The organism is Tamlana carrageenivorans (assembly GCF_002893765.1).
In the GTDB taxonomy this organism is placed as follows: domain Bacteria; phylum Bacteroidota; class Bacteroidia; order Flavobacteriales; family Flavobacteriaceae; genus Pseudotamlana; species Pseudotamlana carrageenivorans.
Window position 1 is genome coordinate 1,870,774 of the sequence record NZ_CP025938.1, and the last position, 22,531, is coordinate 1,893,304.

The 22,531-nt window shown below is 37.5% G+C and carries 13 protein-coding genes; 9 read left to right on the forward strand and 4 right to left on the reverse strand.

Features of this window, described 5'->3' with window-relative positions; genetic code table 11:
• Nucleotides 1–14 precede the first annotated feature (14 nt).
• From C1A40_RS08350 to C1A40_RS08365, 4 genes are all read right to left on the reverse strand, one after another.
• Complete coding sequence (locus C1A40_RS08350) at nucleotides 15–1,805, reverse strand: RagB/SusD family nutrient uptake outer membrane protein (RefSeq protein WP_102995504.1); 1,791 nt, start codon at nucleotides 1,803–1,805, stop codon at nucleotides 15–17.
• Between the two features lie 4 nt (nucleotides 1,806–1,809).
• Complete coding sequence (locus tag C1A40_RS08355; protein WP_241910512.1) at nucleotides 1,810–4,830, reverse strand: SusC/RagA family TonB-linked outer membrane protein; 3,021 nt, start codon at nucleotides 4,828–4,830, stop codon at nucleotides 1,810–1,812.
• A gap of 429 nt (nucleotides 4,831–5,259) precedes the next feature.
• Nucleotides 5,260–5,616 (reverse strand): hypothetical protein, encoded by a 357-nt coding sequence (locus C1A40_RS08360; protein WP_102995505.1) that lies wholly within the window; start codon nucleotides 5,614–5,616, stop codon nucleotides 5,260–5,262.
• A gap of 30 nt (nucleotides 5,617–5,646) precedes the next feature.
• Nucleotides 5,647–6,657 (reverse strand): family 16 glycosylhydrolase, encoded by a 1,011-nt coding sequence (locus C1A40_RS08365; RefSeq protein ID WP_102995506.1) that lies wholly within the window; start codon nucleotides 6,655–6,657, stop codon nucleotides 5,647–5,649.
• A 240-nt stretch (nucleotides 6,658–6,897) separates the two neighbouring features.
• Between C1A40_RS08365 and C1A40_RS08370 the strand changes: the two genes are divergently transcribed.
• The 9 genes from C1A40_RS08370 to C1A40_RS08410 all read left to right on the forward strand — a co-directional run bounded on the left by C1A40_RS08370 (nucleotide 6,898) and on the right by C1A40_RS08410 (nucleotide 22,414).
• A complete protein-coding gene (locus tag C1A40_RS08370) occupies nucleotides 6,898–7,575 on the forward strand; it encodes a bifunctional 4-hydroxy-2-oxoglutarate aldolase/2-dehydro-3-deoxy-phosphogluconate aldolase (protein ID WP_199287750.1) in 678 nt (225 codons plus the stop codon).
• A 51-nt stretch (nucleotides 7,576–7,626) separates the two neighbouring features.
• Nucleotides 7,627–8,715, forward strand: a complete 1,089-nt coding sequence (locus tag C1A40_RS08375; RefSeq protein WP_102995507.1) for a sugar kinase — start codon at nucleotides 7,627–7,629, stop codon at nucleotides 8,713–8,715.
• 108 nt (nucleotides 8,716–8,823) lie between these two features.
• Nucleotides 8,824–9,681, forward strand: coding sequence for an AraC family transcriptional regulator (locus C1A40_RS08380; protein ID WP_102995508.1), 858 nt, complete (start codon nucleotides 8,824–8,826; stop codon nucleotides 9,679–9,681).
• 681 nt (nucleotides 9,682–10,362) lie between these two features.
• On the forward strand, nucleotides 10,363–13,542 hold the full coding sequence (locus C1A40_RS08385) for a SusC/RagA family TonB-linked outer membrane protein (RefSeq protein WP_102995509.1): 3,180 nt from the start codon (nucleotides 10,363–10,365) through the stop codon (nucleotides 13,540–13,542).
• A gap of 17 nt (nucleotides 13,543–13,559) precedes the next feature.
• Nucleotides 13,560–15,275, forward strand: a complete 1,716-nt coding sequence (locus tag C1A40_RS08390) for a RagB/SusD family nutrient uptake outer membrane protein (protein ID WP_102995510.1) — start codon at nucleotides 13,560–13,562, stop codon at nucleotides 15,273–15,275.
• A 253-nt stretch (nucleotides 15,276–15,528) separates the two neighbouring features.
• Nucleotides 15,529–16,950: a sulfatase-like hydrolase/transferase gene (locus C1A40_RS08395; RefSeq protein ID WP_102995511.1), complete on the forward strand. Its 1,422-nt coding sequence runs from the start codon at nucleotides 15,529–15,531 to the stop codon at nucleotides 16,948–16,950.
• A gap of 39 nt (nucleotides 16,951–16,989) precedes the next feature.
• Nucleotides 16,990–18,930, forward strand: coding sequence for a glycoside hydrolase family 127 protein (locus C1A40_RS08400; protein ID WP_102995512.1), 1,941 nt, complete (start codon nucleotides 16,990–16,992; stop codon nucleotides 18,928–18,930).
• Nucleotides 18,931–18,958: 28 nt separating this feature from the next.
• Nucleotides 18,959–20,824, forward strand: a complete 1,866-nt coding sequence (locus C1A40_RS08405; protein WP_102995513.1) for a CRTAC1 family protein — start codon at nucleotides 18,959–18,961, stop codon at nucleotides 20,822–20,824.
• A gap of 9 nt (nucleotides 20,825–20,833) precedes the next feature.
• Entirely contained in the window at nucleotides 20,834–22,414 is a 1,581-nt protein-coding gene (locus tag C1A40_RS08410) for an MFS transporter (RefSeq protein WP_102995514.1), read from the forward strand.
• The last annotated feature ends 117 nt before the right edge of the window (nucleotides 22,415–22,531 follow it).

The following is a 22,531-nucleotide window of genomic DNA, read 5'->3' on the forward strand; positions in this document are numbered from 1 at the left end:
GAGTTTTTTGTTTTTTAGTTAAGGTTTGGATTGGCATTAACTTCGGCAAAAGGAATAGGGAAATATCCGTGTCTTTCTTCGTTATAGTTTAAACTAGGGATATCATATTCGTAGTCTACTGTAATGTGTGCCCCAGTTGGTTTCTGGCTTTCAATAGAAGGGTAGTTGAAGCGGGTTTCGTTTTGTTCTTTTGTATAGTTGTAATAGGTGAAATTAACACCATAGTACTCTTCGCTTGCTAATTCTTCCAAACGTTCTTTAAAGCCGTAATTTTCCGATTTTTTCCATCTGCGGAAATCTAAAGTTCTAATACAATGGCCTTCAACAGCCATTTCAAGTGGTTTTTCAACACGCATAAGATGTTGCATTAAAGATTGCTCGGTATAAACTTGCTCGTCATAAGTATGAGCAATGTCACCATTAGATAGACCTAGAAGCACCAGACCCCATCTTTTTCTAATATCATTCATTAAGTTTATTGCGCCATTAACATCGCCTGTTTTAATTTTACATTCGGCTTGCATAAGCATGACATCGGCAAGGCGATTTAGTGTGATGTTTTTAGATGAGAATTGTTGTCCGCCTGGCAACTCACTCTCTACAGAAACAATATCGTGGTTTTGGTATTTCTTCCACCAAGCAAATCCCCAAGCGGTTCCATGAAAACGCTGGTATTCACTTGTTGTGCCGTCTAAATAGTAAGTAGTTTCGTTATCGTCAACCAAAGCAATCATGGCCGATGCACGTAGTGGCACATGGCGCAAGGTTAAACTTCCTGATACCGGATCGTTATAATAATTACGACTGTCTAATGGGTCCATTGGTTCTTCTTTGTAAGCAGAGGCAATCCATGCTGGTCCTGTGGCCGATTGTGTTTGAGACGTACGAACATTTAACCAGTTGGTGCCAGATTCACCAGTCCAAGGGGTTAAATCGATACGTACTTGCTCGGCAGCAAAGTTAATTTCGAAAATGGATTCGTCGTTAAACTCACCAGCAGTAGTAAATAATTTAGACATGTCGTACTCAAGGCTGTAACCATGGTTATTAATTACATCGTCAAAATAAGGCATGGCCATATTGTAATCTAGTTCGTATAGATAACTGGTTCCTAAAATGGTTGCAGCGGCTCCCGATGTCACTCTACTTAAATCGTTATCAGGATAAGCACCTTTTTTGTATAAGTTGGCATAGGCAAATTCTAAATCTTCACGGATAAATTCAATAACTTCTGAAGGTGAAGATAAAGGCTTGCTAAAATCGTCGTTAGTTTCAGGAACGCGATCGCGGATGATTATGCTACCTTGATTAAAAGACGTATACAAGTAAAAGTGAAACAAACCTCTAAAGAAACGAGCTTGTGCCATTTGCGATGTCCATTCGGCTTCATCACTTATCGTTTCTTTAATGTTTTCTAGGGCTTCAATAACTTGATTGGCTCTAAAAATACCTGTGTAATTGGTTTGCCATTTTTGTAAAATAGCATCTGTACTCCCATTGTAAAGGTGTAAATAAAACTCTTCGGTATTATCTGGATTAGGTCTTCCGTATCCTGGGTAACCCATATCCGAACGTAATATTTCTTCAAACTTTATGATAACTCCAGGGTTGTGAAGTGTTTGATAAACGGCATTTAGGCCTTTGTCTGTTTCCGATAGGTTTCTCCAAAAGCTATCTGTAGACACTACATTTGGATTCTTTTCTTCTAAGAACTCATTGTTTTCACAAGACGCCATAAAAGCGACTAGTAGTGTAAGGGTTATATATTTTAGAATTCGTTGTTTCATAACAAATAAATTTCTCATTTAATTAAAAGTTGAAGTTGATACCGAACATGTACGACGAAGAAATTGGTCCTGTGTTTTTGTCTAGACCTCTTGCAGCAATACCTCCACCTACTTCTGGGTTATAACCAGAGTATTTCGTAATCGTTAATGGGTTTTGTGATCTTACGTAAAAACGTAATCTATTAAAGCCCCATCGCTCTACTGTTTTTTTAGGAATACTGTATCCTAAAGAAACTTGTCTTAATCTTAAGTATGATCCGTCTTCTAGCCATAAATCGCTATATCCTAGGTAGTTTTGGTGTCTTCTCATATCGTCACGGTAAGCTGGAATAGGAGAGTTCGGGTTATTTTCAGACCACTGGTAGATTAAATCCTTATGACGTCCAAATCCATAAGCCCAAGCATCAAATCCATTCATGATTTCTTGTCCTAGTGCTGCATACCAGTTCATAGAAAAATCGAAGCTCTTCCAGTTTGCGTTAAATGTGTATCCTATTTCGTAATCTGGCATTCCGCTACCGCTATAAACACGGTCGTTAACATCTAGCACGCCATCGCCATTTTGATCGATAAACCTAGTGTCTCCCATACGAGCATTGTTGTCAATTTTTTGGTATTCGGCTAGTTTCTCTTCGGTATCAATAATACCATCGGTTCTCCATAAAAAGAAAGACGCTACTTCATGACCTACTGCTAACGCTGTTACACGAGATTGCTGAGGTGCTCGCCCTACAAGTCCAAAATCGTTTGTTAATAAGAAGTCTGTACCTCCATTAATTTTAGTGATTTCATTTTGGTTGGTGGCAAAAGTACCATTCATTCTAAAGTTAACTTTTCCAATTTTTCCACGGTATCCAATGGCTAGTTCGGCACCACTATTGGTCATGTTTCCTACGTTAAGGATAACACTAGCATTATTTCCCCCTCCAGCTGATGGCGGTATAAAAACTGGGAAAAGCATATCGGTTTTATCAGCGTGATAATATTCGGCAGATAGGGTGATTTTGTTTTGTAAGAAGCCCATATCTATACCAACGTTTCTCTGTACAGTAGACTCCCATTGTAATACACGGTTAACAAAATCTTGCTGTGTAGCACCTAATTTTAACGATCCGTTGGCAGCCGCGTAATTCACGTCTTGAACAATACCTGCAGCGAATTGGTAGTCTGGAATTCTATCGACACCTACGGTTCCTTGACTGGCTCTAAGTCTTAGGTTGTTAACAACGTTTTTATTCCAGAACTCTTCATCCGATACGTTCCAGGCAAGGGCTATAGAAGGGAAGGTACCCCAGTGGTTAAAGCCAGGGAATTTTGATGATCCATCACGACGTATACTAGAGCTTAAAATGTATTTTCCTTTGTAATTGTACTGCACTCTACCCATAATACCAATACGTGTAGTCGTGTAATCGAATCCAGAAGTGGCACTTTGAGTTCCTGTAGCAGAATTTATAACCTCACCTTCAGGATTGGTAGCACCGTTTCGTCTGCCAGTAAAGGCTTCGCTTTGGTTTTTCTCACCGGTTCCAAAAAGGGTAAAGGTTACGTTGTGATCGTCTGCAATCGTTTTTTCATAAGTTGCACCAAACTCAGTAAGGATATTTGTTGTGGTTCGTGCTCGGTTTTCAATGTAACTATCTTCTGGTTGACTTTGTAAACGAGGCGGTGTTTGGTTGTTATAAATCTCTTGGTACGGACTAATAATTTTACCGTATTCATTTATGCTGGTAAGTCCTAAATTACTGGTTAAGGTTAAGCCATCAAAAAGTTTATAGCTTAAGTTAAGGCTGGCATTAGAACGGTTGGTTTTTAAAACATTCGTAGTTCTTAAACTTTCAATAACCCATCCTAATCGGTTTACATCGTCACCACCTTGCGATAAATCATCAAAACTATCTAAGTTAATACCATTTTGAGTTGGTCTGTAAACAATAGACTGCGATAAAAGCATTTGCTGAGGAATTTCGCGTTGCTCTTTATTCATGGCTAAACTGGTCTGTATACGTAGTTTGTTTTTTTCGTAAACCGTGTTTGCTCTTACATTAAAACGGTTAAATCCCGAGTTAATTTGTAAACCTTCTTGATCAAATAGCCCTAAAGCAACATTGTAGGTTATATCTTCGGTTCCACCTGCAATATTGATGTTGTAGTTTTGAGTGGGAACATTGTTGTTGAATATTAAATCGTTTAAGTTGGTTTCGTTTTGAAACTGATTAGTTTGTTGTAAAACTTGTAAACTTACCTGGTCATCAAAACTTCCGTTTACATTTCTACTTTGTACCACGTCAAAATAAGTTTGCTCTACAGAATTCATTAGAGGTACAGCGGCACTACGGTGTTGTACGGCGTAACTACCGTTTAGGCTTACCTCTAGAGTTCCTGGTTTACCTTGTTTGGTAGTTATTAAGATAACTCCTGTTGCACCACGAACCCCGTATATTGCAGTAGAAGCAGCATCCTTTAAAACGGTAAGACTCTCAATATCACTTGGTGGTATTCTTGGGTCGCCATCTTGAATGATACCATCCACAACAAATAGCGGGGTGTTATCTCCAGATAGGGAAGTAATACCTCTAATTAAGATTTCAGAATCTGCTCCAGGTTCCGATGAGGATACGATGTTAACACCAGCCACTTGACCTTGTAATGCTGTTCCTAAATCGGGGGTTAAAATACTTTCAATCTCTTCAGAATCTACAGTGGCTACGGCACCCGTAACTTCTTTCTTTTTGACAGCACCGTATCCAATAACGACCACTTCATCTAAATCGACTAGACTTTCTTTCATTTCAACATCAATAGTGGCGTTCTTGATGACTGCCGAATGTTCTTGAAATCCGATGTAGGTAAATACAAGGGTTTCTCCTTTAGAAGCGTCAAGCGCATATCTTCCATCAAAATCAGTTACAGATCCACGGGTGGTTCCTTTAACGAGAATGCTAACTCCAGGAAGCGGTATGCCGTCTTCTTCAGTAACAGTTCCGCTAACTGTAATTTTTTGGTTTTGGGCATAGAGTATGCTATGCGAAATAAAAAACAAAATAAGCAAGCACTTATTCCATGATGTTTTAAATCCTGTTGTTTTTTTAAGTTCATTTGTTTAATTTTAATTGGCAAATATTTATGAATATTTTGGGTCATACCTTTACAAAAAATCAGTATTAATATTCGTAGAGTCAAAATTATTGGAATAGTGCCTATGTAAATCGGTAATATTTACCCTTAACTTAGCCAATATTACCTCCTTTAACTGTTTGTTAACGTTTTCATGATAAGAAGTCTAAAAGACGACTTTTAAGATACTAATTATTCTTATTAAATGAATTGAGAATTATGACTTAGGAGGTTTGAAAAAGTAAGATTATAATTGCTATGGAAATGACAAAATGATTAAAAAAGCGCCTCATAGCCGAAATTAATATTCGAACCATGAAGCGCCTTTAAGAAAAGTACGATTATAAAGATCGTTTTATTTTACATTTTTTAATTCTATGCGCATACGGTTTAAAAAAGGTTGAATTTCACTAAAAGGCCGATCAATAATATCAGATAAAGCATCATAGTATTTCTTGTTTGCCGCCAGGTTACGCTCATTTTTTCCGTCTTCGGTAATTAAAAACTTCTTTTGCCGCTGTGCTGTTTCCATATAAGTTTCTGCCATTTCGGTTCTGGCATTAGCAATTTTTCGTTGTTGCCTCTTATTTAAATCAAACTCCTGAGTAGCTGCTCTAATAAAGTAGTTGGTTAACCGGTCTTGGTAATTTTCTTGTGCATAGCTTGATATACAAAAGACTGCAAAAGTTAGGGTTAAAAGTAGTTTTTTCATGATCATTTAATTTTAGGGATTATTCTGTATTTATTTTTTTTGCCAGACTCTAACGTATTCAACCTCGAAGTCTATAACGCCGTCATCTTTTTTGTTTTCAGGACTATGGGCTTCAAGTTGAGCTTTCGTTTTTGGAATATCATGCCAAGGGAAAATTTCCATGTCTAACCATAGGTTTATCGGTTTTGTGGCTACATAGCCATTATAGTCTTCTGGGAGTGGTTTTTCGGTACGATTTTCTTTGGCCCAAGCGGTAACTTCTTCTGCGGTTACTTCAGAGAAAAGTTTGCCGTCAATAAAGTATTTTACACCTTTTTCGCTCCATTCGATGCCCCAAATATGCCAGTCATCTGCAATTCTAAATCCAACGTCTTTTTTTTCGGTATAAGTAGGCTTTCCTCTTAAATTTTTCCAATCTCTAATGGACCACCAAAGTTGGTTGTCTAGGTGTTTTTTGTTGGGGTTAATGGTGCCTCCGTAAGTTTCGTAAAAGTCGAATTCAAGGTTGTTGCCTGTAGCCCAAAATGCGCTAGAAACTGGAGCGTTGGCTGCTTTGCTTTTAATTTCGATATAACCGTATTTAAAGTCTTTTCGACCTATAATACAAGGTGTTGTGATGTTTTCATAGGGCAAGGCTTCTCCAAAAACAGGAGTAACTATATCTTCACTAAAAGGGAAATCGGGTTCCCAGCGTGCTTCTAATATGAGTTTGCCGTTTTCTAGACGGTAGTTTCTTCCTGAAAACTGTGAAGGAGCGCGCCCTTTCCATACTTTTTTGTTGGGTTTGTCGGGGTGTTTGTAAACAGGTTTCCCATTTTCAAATTTACCTACGATATACCATTTTTCTTCATCGATTTCTTGGGTGTCAAACTCATCACTCACCTCCGTGCTTAACCTCCAGTCACCACGGTTTTTTGGGTCTGAAAAAGGCACTACCTGCGCTTTCGTTTTTTGAGTTTGATGAGCAGATTTTTGCCCGTTACATGCTATAGTCAAGCATGCTAAAAGTATTATAGTGGTGTAAAACGTGTATGTTTTCATTTTTTTAGAGTTCAAGTTCGCTTGGTAAGTGCAAAATAAAAGGAAAAATGAAGTGATGTATTCATAAGAATTACCAACTAATAAATAAAAATTACCATGCTATGCGTGATAAGGTAAAAAACTGCAATTAATGGGTAAATAAAGGTAAGATTAAAAGCGCGCCTTCCTGTTGCTTTGTGAATTGGATGCGGTTTGAATTAAAAGTCGAACTGTGGATGCAATTAATTAACAAAGAAATTTATGGAACCAATACCTCAAAGTGCTATGGCACCAGAAATCATTAAAAAAATAGATGACTCTGGTATCATTGCGGTTTTAATCATTGATGAAGTCAAACACGCTGTGCCCGTGGCAAAAGCCTTATTAAAGGGTGGCGTTAGTGCAATAGAATTAACATTACGAACTCCGGCAGCTATTGAAGCAGCTAAGGTTATTAAAAAAGAAGTACCAGAAATAACTTTAGGTTTTGGTACGGTACTAACTGTTGAACAAGTAAAGGCTGTTGTTGAGGCTGGAGCCGATTTTGCTGTAGCGCCTGGTTGCAACCCTGCTGTAATTGCCGAAGCTAAGAAATTAGGATTGTCATTTGCGCCTGGAATTATGACACCAACCGATATTGAATTTGCCATAGAACAAGGCTGTCGTGTTATTAAATACTTCCCAGCCGAAACCTCAGGAGGTATGGAGCATTTAAAAAATATGGTGGCGCCTTATCAATATTTAGGTTTAAAATTCATCCCACTTGGTGGCTGCAATATCGAAAATGCAGGCAGTTATTTGGAATCCGATTTAATAACAGCCATTGGAGGTTCATGGGTCGCAAAGCGACCTTTAATACAGTCGGAAGATTGGGGTACTATTACAAAAAACGCCCAAGAAATCACCGATTTAATAGCTAAAATAAAATCAAAACGTTAATAAAACGAATTTAGAATAAGACTCTAAATTCACAAAAATATATTTAAGAAGATGAAAAAGGTAGTAACATTTGGAGAAATTATGGGGCGTCTTGCTGCTCCAGCAAATTTACGTTTACGTCAAACTCGAAATTTAGAAGTAACCTATGCTGGTGCTGAAGCTAGTGTGGCAGCTTCCATTTGTAATTTTGGTGGTGAAGCGCGCTATGTTACGGCTTTGCCAAAACATGCCTTGGCTGAAGCTACTTTAGATGCTGTACGTAGTGTGGGTGTTGATACGCAATACGTATTACGAACCGATGAAGGACGACTTGGTTTGTATTTTTTAGAAACAGGAGCGAATCAACGTCCAAGTAACGTGATTTATGATCGTGCCGATTCTGCGGTAGCGATTACTACACCAGATCAATATGATTGGACGGCTATTTTTAAAGATGCGCAATGGTTGCATTTAAGTGGTATTACACCAGCACTTTCTAAAACCTCTGCTGAAGCTACTTTGGTAGCGGCTCAAAAAGCTAAAGAGGCTGGAGCCATGGTTTCTATCGATTTAAATTTTAGAGGAAAATTATGGAAATGGGATTCTAATAAATCTTCAAAAGAGCTGGCTCAAGAAACCATGCGAACCATTTTGCCATTTATTGATGTGGTGATAGGAAATGAAGAAGATTGTCATGATGTTTTAGGAATTCAAGCTGGTGAGACAAATGTACATTCTGGCGAATTGGATATCGAGCGCTATCCTGATGTAGCCCGTCAAGTGGTACAGCAATTTCCTAATGTGAGTAAAGTGGCTATTACACTGCGCGAAAGTTTATCGGCAAGTCATAACAATTGGGGAGCCATGCTTTATGATGCGAAATTGGATAAGCCATTTTTTGCTCCTTTAGATGAGCAGGGCGATTATAAATCATTCCAAATTAAAAATATAGTAGACCGTGTTGGTGGTGGCGATTCTTTTGCTGGCGGATTAATATTTGCTTTAACAACACCAGCCCTTAGTGAACCATCAATAGCGGTAAAATATGCTGTGGCGGCATCGTGTTTAAAACACTCCATAAAGGGAGATTTTAATTACTCAACTCGTGCGGAAGTAGAAGCCTTAATGGGCGGGTCGGCCTCGGGTAGAGTTGTGCGGTAATATTGTTAATTATTTAGTGGTTAAGTGAAATTCGGGGTTTTAATTGTTATATTAACTTTTTACTATGCCTATTGTTGTGATTTTTTAAAAATAATTATCTTTGAATTAATGAAACTAGTTTTAAAAAAATCGAATGAAACCTTATCAAAGAAATTGAATGTTTCTAGAAGAGACATTCCATGCTTTGATATAGCTTGGCATTATCACCCCGAATTTGAATTAATCTACATCACTAAAAGTAACGGCCTTCGCTTTGTTGGCGACAGCGTTTCTCCTTTTTATCCTGGCGATTTGGTTTTAGTAGGCGCTTATTTGCCACACCTATGGCGTAATGATGCTTCGTATTATGAAGAAGGTAGTGAAGAACATGTTGAAACCATTATTACCAAGTTTAAAAAGGATTTTTTAGGACCAGAGTTTTTTCAAATTCCAGAGTTTAACGAGATTAATAAAATGCTGGGTGAATCTAAATTCGGAATCTGTTTTGGTAAATCGGTGAGTGAAAAACTTCATGATGAGCTCGTTAATTTACCCAGTTTAACGCCTGTTGAACAACACATTCAATTACTGTCCATATTACAAAAACTGTCGCGAACTAAGGATATTACGATTTTGTCCTCTTCTGATATGCGACAATCTACTACCGAAAGTTCAGAACGTATAGATAATGTACTTCGTTTTATTTCTGATAAATATGCAACGAATATTGGTTTGAATGACGTGGCTGATGTGGCCTGTATGACGACCAATTCATTTTGCCGATTTTTTAAGAAAACTACCAACAAGTCTTTTACCCAATTTTTAAACGAAGTGCGTATAAGAAATGCTTCTAGATTATTGGTTCAAGAAGATACTTCGGTTTCCTCGGTGTGCTATGCCGTAGGATATAATTCCATTACTAATTTCAATAAGCAGTTTAAACAAATTATGGGTGTTACGCCTAAAGCATTTCGTGACGAAATATAACGCGAAAACCGCTTGAATGTAAAATTATAATTTTGAAACTCTACAGCGACCTTGTATGTAGAAGAGACTCAATTATTCATTTGGTGAATTCAAATTTTCAGCCAAATGCTTCTTCCTCTGTCTTTGGTTCTATATACTAAAACAAAAATTCCAATAAATACTTTTTTAGATTTTTCAGCTTTAAGCTACAAACATTCGTGTGATTAGTAGGGTTGTGTGGGGGTTTAGTGATTTGTTTTTCAGTATTATACGGTGCTCGAGTCCGTTTTGAGTCTTTTTAATGTGTCGAGGAATCACCTTGTGATTTAGTGTTTTAAGGAGTCTGTATATGTTTTCTTAAAAAGAAGATAAAATAGAGTTAGTGTGAGGTAATTTATTGAGATTTAACAAGAAATTAACTTCATTCCTTTGTAAAGGACATAAAAAAGGCTGCTGGTTATTGAACTCAATTTAACACCATATTCCATATTTCTACACTTAAATATATAAACATGGAGTTGCCTTTTTTTTAACTGCATTATATAAAAATGACAGTAGGAAATCACTCTTTTAAATCATTCTAATTCTAACTATTAATAGCTATGCCAATGGAGTAAAAACCACAAACCAATTATATTAACTAAAACAACATATCCTTTTTATAGGATAACAAAAACAACTTAAACTAAATTTAAAAGAATCATGAAAATAAAACAAGTAAATATTGAGTTTACAGAGTTTTCTGTGTTCAGGAAATTTTGGACTTGGAATTTATTGCTACTATGCATATTTGCTGTGCCAAGCAAGATGTTTGCTAGCAATACAACCACAACGCTAGCGTCTTTACAACAAACACATACGGTAACTGGTAAAGTGTCGGATGCCGATGGGGTGCTCCTAGGGGTTACAATACTTGTGAAAAATACCACAAGAGGTGCTGTAACCGATTTTGATGGTGGTTTTACCATTGAAGCTAGTTCTGGAGAAACTTTAGTGTTTTCGTATTTAGGATACATAACTAAAGAAATTAAAATCACAGAGGAAACAAAAAATTTAAATGTCGTTCTAGAGTCTGATGTGTCTGGATTAGATGAAGTCGTAGTCGTAGGGTATACCACAAGAAAACGTGGGGAATTAACAGGGTCGGTAAGTACCTTAAACTCTGGTGAGGTGGAGAATACCACAAATAGAGATGTGGCAAAATCACTATCAGGAAAAGTGTCTGGTTTAATCGTTTCCGACAGAGGTGGTTATCCTGGTTCTAACGATGATATAACCATGTTAATTCGTGGTCAAGCAACATTAGGAAATAATGCGCCGTTAATTTTAATTGATGGTATCGTGGCTGGACAAGGGTCATTTTCGCAATTAGCACCTCAAGACATTGAGTCATTAAGTATATTAAAAGATGGTGCAGCAGCTATATATGGTGCTCGTGCCGCGAATGGGGTTATTTTAGTAACGACCAAAAGAGGTAAAATAGGTAAGCCAAAAGTTAACTTTTCAACAGCATATAGTGTGGCTCAATTGTCTTCTCAACCTAGATTAATGACCTCCGAGCAATTCGCTATTTACAGAAACGAAGTAGCTGATAGAAATGGTACACCTTTACCATATACTCAAGATGATATTAATAAATACGCTGCGGGTAACGATCCTATAAACTACCCTAGTACCGATTGGTATGACCTCACTTTTGCCGATTCTGCACCCGAAATGAGAACATCGGTTTCTATTTCCGGTGGTAGCGAAAATGTGAAGTATTTTGTAAGTGGTGATAACTTGCAACGTGAAGGTATGTTCGCTTCTGGTGATTTAGATTTTAAACAAAATCAAGTACGTTCTAATATAGATATTAATCTTTCCGATAACTTTAAAGTTGGCGTAGATTTAACCGGAAGATTTGGTAAAACCAATGAACCAGGTGTGGATGCTGGATATATTTATAAGCATATTTATACCAACTTACCAACAGAAGTAGGTGTTTATCCTAATGGACTTCCAGGATGGGGAGGTGAGAATGGGGGTAACCCATTAGTAATGTCTAGTAACGAATCTGGTTTTGTACGCAGAACAGATAATGATTTACGAGGTCGTTTTTCTTTTAACTGGGATTTAGATGATTTAATAACAGGGTTGAGCGTTAATGGTTATGCCGGTGTTCGTCGTATGAATAACGATGAGAAATCTTGGTACACGCCATGGACCGTTTATACCTACCAAGAAGGTACCGATACTTATGTGCCATCTACTGGATTTTCGCAACGTGGAAACCAACGTATTTTACAAGAGTCGTTCTGGAAGTTTGATGAACTTTTATTAAACTCGACCATTAGATATTCAAACACCTTTAATGATGCACATTCGGTTAGTGGTTTTGTTGGGTACGAGCAAATAACTTCCCAATCACGTAATTTTTGGGCAGAAAGAAGAGGGTTTCCTACTTCAGATCACTCCGAACTATTTGCAGGGAGTGACGAAGGGCAACAGTCTTATGGAACTTCACAAGAAGCTGCTACAGTGAGTTACTTTGGTTCGTTTTCTTACGATTTTAAAAAGAAGTATTTTATTGATTTTACCTTACGTCATGATGGTTCTAGTAATTTCAGTCCAAACAAGCGTTTTGGTACATTTCCAGGGGTTGCTGTGTCATGGGCGCTTAATGAAGAAGGTTTTTTGCAAAATGTTAATTGGATTAACGCTTTAAAAATACGTGGATCATGGGCTAAAATGGGTAACGATCGTATTGCGCCATTTCAATATTTAACACGCTACAACTATGGAGGGCCTGTTAATGCGGCACAACCCAATTATTATGTTTTTGGAGAAACCGGTGTAAGTTATAATGGGTATACTAGTGCTAACGTACCTAACCCAGACGTAACTTGGGAAACCGCCTATATGAAAAACGTAGGTTTAAGTTTTTCTTTATTCAATAGTAAACTTTCGGGAGATTTTAATTACTTCCATCAAAAACGTGAAGGTATATTAGTTACTAGAGATGCCGCTATTCCTGATGCTGCTGGATTGATACTGCCAGATGAAAACATAGGAAAGGTTAATAATTTCGGTTATGAAATTGAAATGCAATGGCGAGATCAAATTGGTGCTGTAGATTATAATCTTGGTTTTAATTTTACGCAAGCCAGAAATGAAGTGGTGTATTTAGCAGAAGCTGAAGATACTCCAGATGGACTAAAAAGAGAAGGTAACCCCATGAATTCTTATGTGGTTTATCCAACTAATGGGATTTTCCGTGATCAAGATCATGTAAATAATACAGCTGCGAAATTACCAGGTACTGTTGAAGGAGAGCCTGTGTATGTAGATACCAATGAGGATGGCGTAATTAGTTCCGCCGATAGAATTAGAACCTTTACATCTAATGTTCCAGAAATACAGTATGGTATTCATGGAGGTATACAGTATAAAAATGTCAACTTCAATTTCTTGTTTCAAGGACAAGCTGAAGCAGAGATCTTAGTGTTTTTTGATCAAAATGGTGCAAATCCCGATTATCTTTTTAATGAAAGATGGACACCAGATAACAGAGATGCCCAGTACCCTAGAGCATTTGGGCAAGGCGATCCTTATAGTGGAAACCAATCTGATGACGTAGAGAATTTTGAAGGTGCCGATTTCTGGCTTAAAGATGCTTCTTTTTTAAGACTTAAAGAAATAGAGCTCGGGTATACGCTAGGAAAGGATAAAATTAAAATTGGTGATATGAAATTATTTGTGCGTGGATTCAACCTGTTTACAATGTTTTCAGATATCTACGACATGGGCTTAGATCCAGAATCTACAGGTTATAACAACTTTAGAGGAGCGACTTATCCTTCTTTAAAATCTTTTACGTTTGGTGTAAACTTTAGTTTCTAATAAAAATAATAATCAAAATGAAAAATATAAAAATCATATTTACACTTGTATCTGCGGCCTTTTTAGCTTTTACAAGTTGCGAAGATGCTCTTGATGTGGAAGCGTCAGATGCATTTGCAGAAGATCTAATCTACAGTGATCCCGCTCAAGTAGAACGCTTAGTGTATTCGGCATACAACAGTACAGAAAGCTGGGGAATTAACAAGTTTCAATGGTGGTCTAGACGTTTTAATATTGAAAACGCCTCTATGGAAGCCAAGTTTAATTTTAACGATTTAGACTTATTTAGACTTAGGGCAGGTTGGAATCCAGCAAACATAGGGGTTCTTAGTGATAAATGGCGTAACTATTGGAGTTACGTGCGTTCTATTAATGAATTTTTAGATCGTGTTGACAACAGTAAGGCTATGCAAGACAGTCCTGATGAAGTACGTGTGTTAAAAGCCGAAATGCAGTTTTTACGTGCTAATCTTTACAGTAAACTTATCAAATTGTATGGCGGTGTGCCTATTATGGAATATGCTTTAGGGCTTGATGATAATTTTCAATTGGTAAGAAATTCATACGAGGAGTGTGTTGCCTTTATTGTACGTGATTTAGATGAAGCGGCAGCCGTTTTACCTGAAACTAGACCAGCAAACGAGTTTGGGCGTGCTACAAAATTGTCGGCCCTAGCAGTGAAATCTAGAACGCTCTTGTATGCTGCAAGTGACTTGCATGATCCAGCTTTAGCACCTCAAGCGACCAATAAGGAGTTCTATACTTATTCTAAAGCTACAAAATGGCAAGATGCAGCCGATGCGGCTAAAGCTATTATCGATTTGGTTGGTGCTCGAGATCTAATTGCGGTGAGTAACGAAAAAGAATATCAAGATTTGTTTTTATCGCCTAATCAAGACCTGCTTTTTGCTCGACCTTTTAGTGCTGCATATTACGATTTTGGTACCGATGTGAATTCGCTACCTAATCAAACGCAAGCACCTAGTGGCTACGGTGGTTGGGCTTTGTCGTCACCAACGCATAATCATGCCTTATTATACAATATGGACGATGGCTCTGCAACGACTTCTGGAAGCTATGACCCGAGTAACCCAAATGCTAATCGTGAAATGCGTTATTACGCTAATTTAAACTTTAACGGAGCCACGTTTAGAGGGCGTGAAGTGGAATACTTCCTCTCTGAAGATGTCAATGTATATCCGCATGGTTTAGATTCACCTGAAGGTTTAGGGAATGTTTTACACTCATCAAAAACAGGTTATAACTTGAGAAAGTTTCAAGATGAGAGTGTTGGTTTAACCGATGTGTCTCCAAGCCGTCCTTTTATTTTATACCGTTTAGCAGAAATATACTTGAATTATGCAGAAGCGCAGTATCACTTAGGTAACGAGGCTGAAGCTAAAGTATTTCTGAATAAAATTGTAACTAGGGCCTTATTGCCTGCCGTTACTGCGAGTGGTACAGATCTTTTAGAGGCAATAAAAAGAGAAAGACGCATCGAGTTGGCTTTTGAAGGACATAATTTTTATGATGAAAGACGATGGATGGAAGAAGATAAATTAGGTTTTGAAGTAAAAGGTTTACAATGGACAAAACAGACCGATGGAAGTTTAGTAAATACCGAATATACGGTAGTAAACAGACCTTGGGAGGACAAACAATATTATTTACCTATTCCTGCAACCGAAGTAGAAAAAGCACCTTCGTTATTGCAGAATGATGGATATCTTTAATACCATGCTTTATTTAAACCGTAAATAATAATTTACGTTTAATTATTAATTTGTTTAATTGGGAGATGCCGAGAACTTTTGTTCTCGGTATTTTTTTTGGCTGTAACAATGTGGTAAAATGCGATTAGCAAGGGGTAAATTTCATTAATAATTAATAGGGGTTTTATGATTGTTTTGTATAAACTATATTTATAGGAATCACCAACGGTATGTTTGGGTGTCTTTTTCCGAGTCATACTAAAACTAACACTATATGAAATCTTTATTTTATACCTTATTTTTAACTTGTTTCTTTCAGGTTGTTAGTGCTCAAAAACAGCCTAATATTATTTTGCTTTTTGCCGATGATGCCGGTTATGCCGATTTTGGCTTTCATGGTAGTAAAGTGATGATTACCCCAAATTTAGATAAGCTAGCCAAATCTGGAGTGCGTTTCCAGCAAGGATATGTTACCGATGCCACTTGTGGCCCCTCTAGAGCTGGTTTAATAACAGGGAAATATCAACAGCGTTTTGGTTACGGAGAAATTAATGTGCCTGGTTATATGAGTGAAAACTCTAAGTTTTTAGGCGACGATATGGGCTTGCCTTTAGATCAGGTAACCATGGCCGATTATTTGAAAAAACTAGGCTATACTAATGCTATGTATGGCAAGTGGCACTTAGGTGATGCCGATCGTTTTCATCCGTTAAAAAGAGGCTTCGATGAGTTTTACGGATTTCGAGGTGGCGCAAGAAGCTACTTCCCGTATAAAGATTTTAAAGGCATTCACGACGACAATAAAATGGAGCGCGATTTCGGACACTTCGAAGAGCCAGACGGTTATGTAACAGATGTGCTGGCCGATAGAGCTATCAATTTCATTGAAAGACATCAAGATAAACCATTTTTTATCTACCTAGCATTTAATGCCGTGCATACACCCATGGAAGCAACGCCAGAAGATTTAGCTAAATTTCCAAACTTAAAAGGGAAAAGACAAGAGGTTGCTGCTATGACCCTAGCGCTCGATCGTGCTTGTGGAAATATTATGGATAAATTAAAAGAACTGGGTCTAGATGAAAATACTATTGTGGTGTTCTCTAACGATAATGGCGGCCCTACCGATAAAAATGCTTCTATAAATTTACCTTTAAGTGGTACCAAATCGAATCATTTGGAAGGTGGAATTCGGGTGCCTTACCTAATCAGTTGGCCTAAAGTACTAAAGAAAAACAGTACCTATAATTTTCCGGTAAGTACTATGGATTTACTACCTACATTTTATGCTGCAGGAGGTGGTAATGTAGCCGATTTAAAAGATGTTGATGGTGTTAATCTTATTCCTTTTGTACAAGGTAAAAATGATGAAAGACCTCACGAAACTTTATTCTGGAAAAAAGAAACCAGAGCTGCTTTTAGAGAAGGCGACTGGAAATTAATTCGTTTCGCCGATCGTCCTGCCGAACTGTATTTTGTGCCAGAGGATACCTCCGAATTAAACAATTTAGCTTCTAAATATCCAAGTCGTGTCAAAGACATGTATAAGAAATTATACGAATGGGAACTAACACTCGAGCGCCCTATGTGGATGTTAAAGCAGGAGTTTGAAAAATACGATAACGATCGCATGGACCGCTACCGTACTCCAGAAAAAGTACAGATAGAAATGTTTTCTAAACCTATTAAGGGGTAAAATAATTTTTAATATAAAGTATATAGACAATATAATATAATGGGAACAAATCAAAAATTAAAGCAAATAAACATAGGGGATTGTAACTGGACAAACGGTTTTTGGGCAGATAAATTTAAACTATGTGAAGAGGTTATGGTGCCTTATATGGGAGATGTTTTATGTGGAGATATCGGGCATGCTTTAAATAATTTTAAAATTGCAGCAGGAGAAAAAGAAGGCGAACACAAAGGGATGTTCTGGCATGATGGGGATTTCTATAAGTTTATGGAAGCCAAAACTTATGTGTATGCTTACACCAAAAATGAAAGTCTTTTAAAAGAATTAGACGATTATATCGACCTGCTTTCTAGAGCACAGGAAGACGATGGGTATTTACAAACCCAAATTCAATTACGTGATGATGCCGATCGATACGAAAACAGAAAGTACCACGAAATGTACAACAGTGGGCACCTTTTTATAAGTGCATGTACTCATTATAAAGTTACAGGACAAAGAAATTTCATAGACCTTGCTATAAACCACGCCGATTTAATGTACACCATTTTTATGCCGGATACTAAGCATTATGGTCGCTTCGGATTTAACCAAACGCAAATCATGGGTCTCGTTGAGTTATACCGTGTTACCCAAGATGAGCGCTATTTAAATCTTGCCGAAAAGTTTATAAATAATAGAGGGAAATATGAAATTAAGCACGACTCGACTACAGTAGGTTATCCAATTGGGGATATGGTGCAAGAACGTACACCTTTACGTATTTCTGAAGAAGCCGTAGGTCATGCCGTTCTAGCTTTGTATTACTACGCGGGTGCTGCCGATGTGTATGCCGAAACCGGTGAAACAGCCTTAATTGAAGCTTTAGATCGCCTTTGGTTAAATATTACCGACAAAAAAATGTACGTTACAGGTGCTGTTGGACAAGCACATTATGGAGCTTCTACCAATTTAGATATGATAGAAGAAGGGTTTATCGATGCTTATATGATGCCTAATATGACGGCCTATAACGAAACTTGTGCAAACCTATGTAATGCCATGTTTAGTTATCGAATGTTAAATATTCACGGTGAAGCTAAATATGCCGATATTATCGAGTTGGTGCTTTATAACAGTGGATTGTCTGGAATTAGTGTTGGAGGTAAAGAATACTTCTATGCGAACCCACTTCGTATGGTTAATAATTCTAGAAATTATGATGCTCATGCCGATGTTACTGAGACGCCAGACAGACAACCGTATTTAGATTGCTTCTGTTGTCCGCCAAATTTAGTGCGTACCATCGCTAAAGTATCGGGATGGAGCTACAGTGTAACCGATAATGGGGTGTCTGTGAACCTTTACGGAAGTAATACGTTAAACACGCAATTAGCCGATGGTTCGACCATAAAATTAAGTCAACAAACAGAATATCCATGGGATGGTAAAATTACCATTACCATCGATGAATGTAAAAATGAGGCTTTCGATATCAAAATGCGTATTCCAGGATGGGCTGAAAAAGCAAGCTTGTCGGTTAATGGAGAAAAAATTAAAACTAAGCCAGTTTCAGGAACTTTCGAAACCTTATCTCGTGAATGGAAGAAAGGCGATGTGATTACGCTTAAACTTCCAATGGGAATTAAGTTAATGGAAGGACACCCTAGAATTGAAGAAGTAAGAAATCAAGTAGCAATAAAACGTGGTCCAATAGTTTACTGTATCGAATCTCCAGATTTACCTCTGGATACAAGCGTTCTTGAAGTGTATTTCAATGGTAATTCTAAACTAAAAGCGGTGCATAAACCAGACTTTTTAGGCGGTGTTACCGTAGTAGAGGGTGAATTTTTACTAAGAAAAGATAATAAGCAAGGCATGTATCGCAGTATTGATAAGCCTAATTTAGAAACGCATCAAACTCAATTTGTTCCATATTTCGCTTGGAGTAATAGAGGGCAAGCTGAAATGACAGTTTTCATGCCGGTAGTTTGGAGCTAATGATCTAATGTGAATTTTCAAAACATTTATGAAGTTTAATTTATTTTTATTCGCGTTTTTTTTGGGTTTTTCTTCTGTTCTTAGTGCTCAAGATTCTTCAGCCAATACGTTTGTTGAAGTGTTTAAAGCCTTTCCTAGAACAGAAAAAAACCTGAGAAAATGGGATGCCCCCGTAGTGGCCGATCTCGATCAAGATGGTTTCATCGATTTGATTATTAACGATCATGGCTATGGTGTGCAGGTGCTTTGGAATAATAACGGAAAATTTGCTAAACCTTTTGATGTGTTAATAGGTGATTTGCATGGTGTGTCTGTTGGCGATTTTGATGCTGATGGTAACCTTGAAATGATCATCTCAAGAGGTGGAGGCTCTGGAAGCAATGCTCGAAACTCTAAAATGTATAGAGTGAGTAAAAACCGCGAGTTTATTCCCTTGCCAGATTTTAACGAACCCTTAGCTTTAATGCGTGGGCGCACTGTAAAATTTGTTGATGCTGATAATGATGGCGATTTAGATTTACTAAACTTTGCTTTTCCAGATTCAAATAAACAAGGGGAAAGCGAAAATTATGTTTACGAAAATAACGGGCAGGCCCAATTGGTTTTAAAAAACACCCTGCCTTCAAGTCACGGTGATGGTCAAAAGGTATTGCTTACCGATTTTAATCAAGATGGTATTTTCGATATTGTCATGTATGGTCATGGGAAAGTGAGGGCCTTTCAAGGCATAAAAGGGCTAGATTATAAAGAGGTTACCGAAACTATTTTTCCTTTTTCTTTAGAAAATGTGACCAGCATTTCTGAAATCGATGTCGATAACGATGGTAGATTTGATTTGTATTTTACTAGAGGTTTAGACTTTGAAAAAGGAGAAACTTTTTTTGATGCCGAAACCAAAACCTGGGGCTTTTATACCAAACGAGGTGAATTTGATTTTTCTAATTTAGAAGCTGGCGATGTTTTAAAGCTCACGAACTTTCAATCACAATGGCCTAATAACGCTACTTATTTTATTGGAGAATCGGCGTATAGCTACACTTTTGAAAGCGAAACGCATTCGGGCAAAAATATCACTTTAGTGAATAGCGATGCGCTAGGTTTTCCAGATCATCCCAATTTCAAAGAGAATACAGGCTGGTACATCGGGTATACAGGAAATGAAAGTTGGCGTATAGCAGGGTATTTATGGGCACCAGCAACCGGGGTGGTGCAAAGCGTATCTCATTACCCAAAATACGAACATTCAGAAGGATTAAGTGATGTGCTGTTAAAAAACACCGGAGGTAAATTTACCGATGTTACCAAAAAGTATAGGCTAGATAAAAAGGAGCATACCGTAGCAGCTTCGGTTGCCGATGTCGATAATAATGGTTTTAAAGATTTGGTGGTCATACCTCGTGGTGATCTTATTCACGAAAATAAAGCCATAGTTTATTTGAATACCGGGAAATCAGAGTTTAATCTGTTCGAAAATCACAGCATCATTTCAAAAGAACTTGGTGCCATAGGTATGGCGATAGAAACTCTAGATTACAATCAAGATGGTAGAATGGATGTGGTTGTTGGTAACGAAAGAGGTTTGTGGCATTTGTTTAAAAATCAGTTTCCAAAAAGCAAAAACTCAAACTTTATAAATGTTTCTGTTGGGCATTCCAATTCCGGGAATTGTACGGCTTTGGGAGCTAAAGTAACGCTATCGTCTTGTGGTAATACACGGTCAACGGTTATTGGTTCTACAAGTGCGGCGTATTCATTAAGTTTTAGTAATCTGGTTCATTTTGGATTAGGAGATTGTACAAAAGCTGTAAGAATTAAAGTTTCTTATACCAATGGAGAGGTTATCGAGAAAAAAATAAAAACGCTCAATGGCGTAGTTTCCGTAGGGAAAAAATAAAATAAAGATATGAGTTCATTTAAGAAAAATGCGTTTTTATACGCTACAATTGTTGCCATAGGAGGTTTCGTTTTTGGTTTAGATGCCGCATTAATTTCAGGGGCTTTTAAATTTATAACTGCCGAATTTAATTTAAATGAATGGCAAGTCGGAGCCTTAGGTTTTGGACCTGGAGTTGGTGTTTTGGTAGCTTTGCCTCTTGCCGCTTGGTCCAGTAATAAATATGGTCGTAAATCAACCTTGAAAATTATTGCAGCCATGTATTTAATTTCGGCAATAGGTTCTGCTTTGGCACCTTCATTTACGGTGCTCTTTGCTTTTCGTTTTTTAGGAGGATTAGCATTCAGCTCCATTACTTTAGCCGCGATGTATATTGGTGAGCTAGCTCCAGCTGAATATAGAGGTGAATTGGTTTCTATGACGCAGATTAATATTGTAATCGGACTTACAGCTGCTTATTTTATAAACTATTGGATTTTACAGAAAACCAATTCTGATGCCCAGTGGGTGGTCGATTTAGGGTTAGACCGCTATACTTGGCGTTGGATGTTGGGTATCGAAATTGTTCCAGCCTTGATCTGGTTTGGGCTCTTGTTTTTGGTGCCTCGTAGTCCAGCATGGTTGGTGTATAAAGGGAAATTTGATGAAGCTAAAGTTTCTTTAAGCAAAGTGATTCCTGAGCATGAAATCGCAGGTCATTTAACCGATATGCAACACAGCGTGGAGGATAGTAGTTCCGACCGTTCTGTGATGCATCAGTTAAAAGAAGTATTTAGTAAAAAAATGAAGGTGGTGGCTATTATCGCTTTAACCTTATCAATCGTTCAACAATCTACAGGAATTAATGCTGTATTAACTTATGCCCCTACCGTAATGGAACAGCTAGGTTTAGGTGAGGAGGCAGCGTTTCAGCAAGCGATTTGGATTGGATTGGTTAGTATTGTATTTACTGTTTTATCTTTAGTTTTAATCGATAAATTAGGACGACGCCCTATGATGATTTCTGGATTGATTTGGGTGGTTTTAAGTTTAGGTCTTTGTTCTTATGGCTTCGGAACGGCGAAATATCAATTAACCGAGAAAGCGATAGAAGAGATGCATGATATTCCTAATATTGATAAGTTATCGGTACTTGTAGGTAAAGAATATGCTACCGATATCGAATTTAAAGAAGCCGTAAAAGACCTTATAGGAGAAACTTCTGCAAGAGACAATTCTAGTGTTTTTATTCAAAAATCAGCAGTGCTAAATGCGACCTTAATTTTAATTGGTATTTTAAGTTTTATAGCCGCTTTTCACTTTTCGGTAGGCCCGATAATGTGGGTGTTGTTATCCGAAATATTTCCTATTCACTTAAGAGGAATGGCTATTCCGTTTTTCGCCTTACTTTCAAGTACGGTAAGTGCCTTAACGCAATTGTTCTTTCCTTGGCAATTGGCCAATATGGGGGCAAGTACCATCTTTATGTTTTACGGCGGTATCGTGATTATTGGTCTTTTAATTTTAGCTAAATTCCTACCAGAAACTAAAAACTTAACCATAGAACAAATTCATGAAAAACTAGAGAAAAAATCTGGTTTAATGGGCTAGCGCCCTTTTTCAATGTCTTGGTTATAAACTGATAACTAAGGCTTATTATAAATTCATTTCTATTTTTTATTCGGTTTGTCGAAATACCCCAAAACTTTGGTGATGTTTTTGGGGTTC